Source organism: Roseibium sp. LAB1 (assembly GCF_054658235.1).
Genome location: NZ_BAAGIB010000004.1, coordinates 703765 through 710635, shown reverse-complemented (window position 1 = coordinate 710635; position 6871 = coordinate 703765). Strand labels below are relative to the sequence as shown.

Annotated in this window: 7 protein-coding genes; 4 read left to right on the top strand and 3 right to left on the bottom strand. The window is 57.6% G+C overall.

Translation table 11 applies throughout. The features are described from left to right. On the top strand, positions 1-509 hold a 509-nt coding region (locus ACYQ54_RS24705), incomplete at its 5' end, for a porin (protein WP_460087245.1). A 438-nt stretch (positions 510-947) separates the two neighbouring features. Then, entirely contained in the window at positions 948-2108 is a 1161-nt protein-coding gene (locus tag ACYQ54_RS24700; protein WP_460087244.1) for a porin, read from the top strand. Between the two features lie 162 nt (positions 2109-2270). Here ACYQ54_RS24700 and ACYQ54_RS24695 read toward each other — a convergent pair whose 3' ends face one another. Then, a complete protein-coding gene (locus tag ACYQ54_RS24695) occupies positions 2271-3293 on the bottom strand; it encodes an alpha/beta fold hydrolase (protein WP_460087242.1) in 1023 nt (340 codons plus the stop codon). A 186-nt stretch (positions 3294-3479) separates the two neighbouring features. On the opposite strand from ACYQ54_RS24695, the gene dapA reads away from it, so the two are divergent. After that, positions 3480-4358 (top strand): 4-hydroxy-tetrahydrodipicolinate synthase, encoded by an 879-nt coding sequence (gene dapA, locus ACYQ54_RS24690; protein WP_460087241.1) that lies wholly within the window; start codon positions 3480-3482, stop codon positions 4356-4358. Positions 4359-4462: 104 nt separating this feature from the next. After that, positions 4463-4942 (top strand): SsrA-binding protein SmpB, encoded by a 480-nt coding sequence (smpB, locus tag ACYQ54_RS24685; protein WP_460087240.1) that lies wholly within the window; start codon positions 4463-4465, stop codon positions 4940-4942. A 187-nt stretch (positions 4943-5129) separates the two neighbouring features. On the opposite strand, the gene ACYQ54_RS24680 is transcribed toward smpB, so the two are convergent. Both ACYQ54_RS24680 and ACYQ54_RS24675 read right to left on the bottom strand, forming a co-directional pair. Continuing rightward, complete coding sequence (locus tag ACYQ54_RS24680) at positions 5130-5588, bottom strand: acyl-CoA thioesterase (protein WP_460087239.1); 459 nt, start codon at positions 5586-5588, stop codon at positions 5130-5132. Next, positions 5585-6748 carry an iron-containing alcohol dehydrogenase gene (locus tag ACYQ54_RS24675; protein WP_460087238.1) on the bottom strand — a complete coding sequence of 388 codons (1164 nt, stop codon included), beginning with the start codon at positions 6746-6748 and terminating at the stop codon, positions 5585-5587. Before ACYQ54_RS24675 ends, ACYQ54_RS24680 begins: the two co-directional genes overlap by 4 nt. Between the last annotated feature and the right edge of the window lie 123 nt (positions 6749-6871).

The window sequence follows — 6871 nt, the reverse complement described above, 5'->3', positions numbered from 1 at the left end:
GTGCTCTGCACCAGGTTTACCCGGATCGTGCAAACGCACACCAGACCGGCGCAACCAACAACGGTGCTGACGATTCCCTCGGTTGGGCAATCGGCGGTGGCGTAGCCGTCAACCTGCCGATGCTGAACTCTGGTTCGAACATCTTCTTCCAGGGCTTCTACGCAGACGGCGCTCTGTCCTACATCGGCGCAGGCAGCACCGTTGGCGGCGTAGCAGTCTCCGATTACGGCCCGACCAGCGGCACCTCCACCGGCTACTCCCTGTCGGCTGGTGCTTACATCCAGGCAACTTCCACGATCGGTCTGGCACTCGACGGTTCCTACATGGACATCGACCAGCCGAACGGCGCAACCGACCTGTCCCGTTGGGCAATCGACGGTTCCGTTCAGTGGGAGCCGGTCTCTGGCTTCGTAATGGGTGCTGACGTTGGTTACGCCAACACCAGCCCGGACAACGCATCTGACGTTGACGAACTCCTCTTCGGTGTTCGTATGCAGCGCACTTTCTAATCATCTGATTAGATTTCTGGCTGTGATCCTCTGAACTCCAGTCAGTCAAGCGGCCCGGCAGGCTTCAATCTGCCGGGCCGTCCCCATTTTGATTCCCCGAAAATCTGCGTGGGTTGAGGCTCGGAGCCTCCCGGTCAAGAGCCGGTCAAATCGGCGTTTTTGCCGAGAATCCTAACAGTTTCTAAATTTCCGATCTGTTTTTGTGACATTCGCGCAACACCGGTTTTTGAAAACAGCCGCTGCGGTAGGTGCAAACCGTATTCTGTGTTGAACCGGGAAATTGGATGCGTATGGTCATCCTTGCGAGCGGCTTCGGGCCGCACTGATTTGTCTGCCTCGGACGTCCAACCTCCGGTCGGTGGCAAACTCAGAAATAATTCGCGGGGACAATGGCGCTTTTCTTTGGTGCCAATTGAAATGACTGATTGGAGGTCAGATATGAAACTCAAGAGCTTGATGCTCGGCGCTGCAGCTGCTGCTGCTGCCACCACCGCACAGGCAGCCGATCTTCCGGTTGCTCCGGAGCCGGTTGATTACGTTCGCGTCTGCGACGCTTACGGCGCACGCTTCTACTACATCCCGGGCACCGAAACCTGCCTCCGCGTTGGCGGCCGTGTTCGTACCCAGGTTGTTGTCAACAACACTCTGGACGACGGTGCATGGGGCAACCGTGATTCTGACGGCTACTCCTGGCTGTCTCGCGGCTACCTGTACCTGGACGCTCGCACCGCAACCGAATTCGGTACCCTGCGTGCATACGTCTCCATGTACTCCACCGTTACGAACGCTGTCGGCTCCGCAACGCTCGACAACGCTTACATCCAGTGGGGCGGCCTGACAGCTGGTCTTCTGACGTCGAACTTCGACATCTTCACCGGTCAGACCTTCATGGGTGTTGTTAGCCGTAACTGGTCCGACCAGACGGTCAACCAGATCGCTTACACCGCAGCTTTCGGCAACGGCTTCTCCGCTACGATCGCTCTGGAAGATCGTTCGCATCGTGAAGTTGGCACCTACGGCGGCACTCGTGCACCGGACCTGGTCGCTGCTCTCGGCGTTTCCCAGGGTTGGGGTTCTGCACAGCTGTCCGGTGCTCTGCACCAGGTTTACCCGGATCGTGCAAACGCACACCAGACCGGCGCAACCAACAACGGTGCTGACGATTCCTTCGGTTGGGCAATCGGCGGTGGCGTAGCCATCAACATCCCGATGGCTTCCCCGGGCTCCAACATCTTCTTCCAGGGCTTCTACGCAGACGGCGCTCTGTCCTACATCGGCGCAAGCAGCACCGTTGGCGGCGTAGCAGTCTCCGATTACGGCCCGACCAGCGGCACCTCCACCGGCTACTCCCTGTCGGCTGGTGCTTACATCCAGGCAACTTCCACGATCGGTCTGGCACTCGACGGTTCCTACATGGACATCGACCAGCCGAACGGCGCAACCGATCTGACCCGTTGGGCAATCGACGGTTCCGTTCAGTGGGAGCCGGTCTCTGGCTTCGTAATGGGTGCTGACGTTGGTTACGCCAACACCGACCCGAGCTCTGCGTCTGACGTTGACGAACTCCTCTTCGGTGTTCGTATGCAGCGCACCTTCTAATCAACCCTCAATCGAGGTTTGATGGAAAACCCGGCGGAAACGCCGGGTTTTCTTTTGTCTTGTCGAGGCGCAAAAGCTTTCCAGGGCTGCACGCGCGATGTTGCTACAGCTCAAAGGCTCAAAGGCTCAAAGGCTCAAAGACTGAAGGCCAAGTGGCCAATTTCAGATGGTTTTTAGAAAATCCGCGATTGCTTCATGCGTCTCACTATCCCAAAGGACCGGAGCATGTCCTTGTCCGGGAATGGTTCTGACGGCAGCATTCGGGTGTTTATCGGTCATACATCGGCATGTCTGGGGGCTTAATAGGTCCGAATGTTCGCCGCGAAGTACCAGAACGGGCCGGTCAGTCAGTTTTTCATAAAGTGGCCACAGGTCAGGCGTGGGGGCGGCATCATCGAGACTTGCAAGTTGGCGGGCGAGGGCAGGATCGTAGTCCATGACCACCTGGCCGTCCTGTTCCGATGCAAGTTGGCGGGCCAGTCTGAGCCAGTCCTCTTTCCCGAAAGCCGGGAACTGATATCCGAGCGCATGTTCAAGATTGGCCGCGACTTCTTCATGAGAGGCGTTTTTCATATGGTGGCCAAGTGTGGCGGCGATCCGGTGAATTGCTCGCATCTCGATATGCGGACCAACATCGTTGAAAATCACGGCTGCCATCCGCGACGCAGGAAAGCGCAGGCCCATGGCCAGAGCGTGCAAACCGCCTCGTGAGGTTCCAAGGACGGCAAATCTCTCCAGGCCCAAGTGTTCGATAGCTGCGTCGATGTCCTTGTCTTCAACGGTCATCGCATAATTGCGCCAGTCCGGATCCCAGTCGCTTTTGCCGCGTCCCCTGTAGTCGAGGGCGATGACCCTGTGGCCGCGAGATTGGAGAAAAGCTGCGATCTCATTGAAATCGCGCGTATTTCTGGAAAGACCCGGCAGGCAAAGGACAGGAATCGGCGGTCTCGACTCATGGGCGGAAAGCTTTGCCGGAGACCACACGCGCCCGGCAAGGGTGAGACCATCCGGACTTTTCCAGGTAAACTCGTCCACTGAAGGAAGTGAGGCAGGGCTGGAGCTGACAAGCGCTTCTTTCGGCGCAGAAGCCATGAGTGTCTCCCGTAACGTTTCCATCCAAAAGTTGTTTTGGCGAAGGATAGAGTGGTTTGCAGACGGGTGCCAATAGGGAGACTTCGTATCCATGCATGAAATGAACGGGACGTGTGTCGCTCGAAGAGCGCAGTCGTGGCAAGAAAAGTCGAAAAGCAGCCGTTCTATAGCGTTGAAACCATTGCTCCTTGTTCGGCAGATGAGTATGTTGCGCCTCCATCTGAAACAGATACCCTTCCGCCCGTCGGAACCGCGACAGTCATCCAAGAGGAAACCGAGATGTTCAAAGGTTCAATTCCAGCGCTTATTACCCCGTTCAAGGACGGAGCGCTTGATGAGAAACGGTTTCAGGAGTTTGTCGACTGGCAGATCAGCGAAGGTTCCTCCGGCCTTGTGCCGGTGGGAACGACCGGCGAAAGCCCGACGCTGACCCATGACGAACACAAGCGGGTGATCGAGCTTTGCGTGGAAGCAGCAGCCGGCCGTGTTCCGGTCATGGCCGGCGCGGGTTCCAACAACACGATCGAGGCCATCGACTTCGCGCAACACGCCGAAAAGGCCGGCGCAGATGCCGTGCTGGTCGTGACGCCCTACTACAACAAGCCCAATCAGGCGGGCATGAAGGCTCATTTCAAGGCCATCAACGACGCGGTCGGCATTCCGATTTTCATCTACAACATTCCAGGCCGGTCGATCGTCGACATGTTGCCGGAAACGATGGCGGAACTGTTTGAAACCTGCGAGAACATCAAGGGTGTCAAGGATGCAACGGCAGACATGGCAAAGGCCAGCCGTCAGCGCCACTTGTGCGGACCGGACTTCATTCAGCTCTCCGGCGAGGATATCTCCGCGCTCGCCTTCAACGCTCATGGTGGTGTCGGCTGTATCTCGGTAACCGCGAATGTTGCCCCGCGCCTGTGTGCCGAATTCCAGGCAGCCACGCTTGCCGGCGACTACAAGAAGGCACTGGAATATCAGGATCGCCTGGCACCGCTGCACCGTGCCATGTTCCTGGAGCCAAGCCCGGGCGGCGCAAAATATGCGCTGTCCCTGCTTGGCAAGGTGGACGAAGAGCTTCGGCTGCCGCTCTTGCCGGTAACCGAGGCTGCACAGGTTGAGATCCGCGCCGCGATGGCGCATGCCGGGCTGATCAACTGACCGGAAAAGAAATAGCGCCAGCGCACTGGAACTGACGTTCGTTTCGACAGTTTGCATGTTCGAAACAAACTTGTCCCCGTGGCACTGGCGCCGGAAGGATAGAAATGGCTCCGAAAAAAGGGGGCGTTCCGGGACGGACCATCATTTCCGACAACCGGAAAGCCCGGTTCAATTACGAGATCGAAGACACCCTGGAAGCAGGGATTGAGCTGAAGGGCACCGAGGTCAAATCGCTGCGCAACGGCAAGGCGAATATTGCAGAATCCTACGCCGCCGAACATAAGGGCGAGATCTGGATCTACAACGTCTACATTCCGGAATACCTTCAGGCCAATCGGTTCAACCACGAGCCGCGCCGTCCGCGAAAATTGCTGTTGCACAAGCGCGAGATCGGCAAGTTGGCTGGTGCCGTCCAGAAGGACGGCAAGACGATTGTCCCGCTCAAGCTCTATTTCAACGAGCAAGGCCGGGCGAAGCTGGAATTGGCCCTTGCACGCGGGAAAAAGCTGCACGACAAGCGCGAGACCGAAAAGAAGCGCGACTGGCAGCGCGAAAAGTCCCGTCTGATGAAGAACCTCAGCTGACCAAGCTTTCCACTGCCGCTGTGCATGACGATTCCATGACTGTGCGTAAGTTGTTGAAGACTTGCGCATAACGTGTGGAGTAGTTGTGCAGTGGCTGTGGGTAGAGAAGATATCTCTCCCTGCCTTTTCCCGTGGATTGCCTGTGATTGACCGCTACAAAACGTCCCTGCAGCGATCTCTTCGGGATCTAGGCTGTCAAACTTTTCAGAAGGTTGCGTTTCCAGTCTGGAATGGCGCAAGGACGGCGCGTTTCACGGTCCACATGGACATGCACAAAACGACCGTGAGCAGCAGTGAGCTGGTTTTCGCCGGCAAACAAACCGACCCTGAAAACCACAGAACTTGAGCCGAGTTTATCGACTTTCAGCCCTGCGGAAACGACCGATGGAAAGGTGAGTTCGGCAAAGTAATGACAGCCGGTTTCCACCACCAGAAAGATCTCTTGGCTTCTCAATGGGTCGAGCAGTTCTTTTTCGACGTACCAGCTGTTAACTGCCGTATCGAAAAAGCTCAAATACTGCACGTTGTTGACGTGACCATAGATGTCCACATCCATCCACCTTGTGGGGATATGTTGAAAGGCTTTGAATTCGGACCGATTTAAAGGTTCCGGCCTGGAAGTTTGTGGATGAGCTGTGAAATTCATAGCGCCGCCTTGTAGATTTCAAGCGCATCGGCTTCGTCAAGATCCCGTGGATTATTGACGAGGAGGCGGGTCTGTTTCATGGCGTCGCTTGCCAGTTTGGGCAGGTCAGAGCCACTGATACCGACATCGCGCAAACGCGTCTGGAGGCCAAGTTTCACGGCAAGGTTCGCCAGCTGGCTTGCGAACAGATCGGAACGTTCTCTGGCATCCTCTACAGCGGCAAGCTCCGGAAACACGACCGGCGCAATCTCGGCATAAGTGGCTGCGGCGACAGTGTTGTTGAACTTCAGCACATGCGGCAGAACCAGCGCGTTGGACAGGCCGTGCGGCACGTGAAAAGTGCCGCCGATGGGATAGGCGAGGGCATGGACCGCAGCCACCGGCGAGTTGGCAAAGGCCATGCCGGCGAGCATGGACCCCAACAGCATTGCACCTCGTGCGTCTTCGTCGCGCGGGGTGAATACCACCTTTTCGATATTGGCTCCCAGCAGTCGCAGTGCTTCGAGGGCCAGAGTTCTGGACACCGGGTTGTTGTTAGCGGATTTCGATGCGTAGCCCTCGATGGCATGCACCATGGCATCAATGCCGGTTGCCGCGGTCACGGAGCCGGGAAGGCCAAGTGTCAGCAGTGGATCGAGGATCGCAAGATCGGGTAAGAGGAAGGGCGAGACCACGCCGCGCTTTTCCTCCTCCCCAACCGTGATTATCGAGATCGGAGTAACTTCCGATCCCGTTCCTGCGGTTGTGGGAACCAGGATCAGCGGCAGACGTGGCCCCTTGGCGTTACCTATGCCCCATGCTTCGTCCAGGTCTTCATTGCTGCCCAGCAGCAGCGCGACCAGCTTGGCGACATCCAGCGATGAGCCGCCGCCGAAACCGACGACGGACGTTGAGCCGTGCGCACGGGCAGCTTCCACGGCTGCGTCGACGAGTGACCGTGGAGGATCGGCGACGACGTCGCTGAACCGGGCCAACTGGTATCCGGCACCGGCAAGTGCCGCTTCGCAAGGGGCTTGCAGGCCCAGGGATACGATCCCGGGATCGGTTACGAGAAAGGGCCGGGGCCCCAGAAAGGAAGCGGCATGGCTGGGAAGTTTCTCCACCGCTCCGTTCTCAAAGACGATGTGCTGGCTGGTGTTGAACGTAAACGCCCCAATCATAGATCCCCCCGGGTTCGCTTTGCCTCAGAGTGCCCGGAAAATGTGTCCTCAGTCGAGAGGAGATTGATCAGACTTTGGCACGAGGCCTTCTTGCCACAGGGCTCTGAACTAAGACCGCTGAGC

Bases quoted from the DNA above. Each gene is read 5' to 3' on its own strand.
- ACYQ54_RS24695 (WP_460087242.1), bottom strand. From the start codon at position 3,293: ATGGATACGAAGTCTCCCTATTGGCACCCGTCTGCAAACCACTCTATC.
- dapA (WP_460087241.1), top strand. From the start codon at position 3,480: ATGTTCAAAGGTTCAATTCCAGCGCTTATTACCCCGTTCAAGGACGGA.
- ACYQ54_RS24700 (WP_460087244.1), top strand. From the start codon at position 948: ATGAAACTCAAGAGCTTGATGCTCGGCGCTGCAGCTGCTGCTGCTGCC.
- ACYQ54_RS24680 (WP_460087239.1), bottom strand. From the start codon at position 5,588: ATGAATTTCACAGCTCATCCACAAACTTCCAGGCCGGAACCTTTAAAT.
- ACYQ54_RS24675 (WP_460087238.1), bottom strand. From the start codon at position 6,748: ATGATTGGGGCGTTTACGTTCAACACCAGCCAGCACATCGTCTTTGAG.
- smpB (WP_460087240.1), top strand. From the start codon at position 4,463: ATGGCTCCGAAAAAAGGGGGCGTTCCGGGACGGACCATCATTTCCGAC.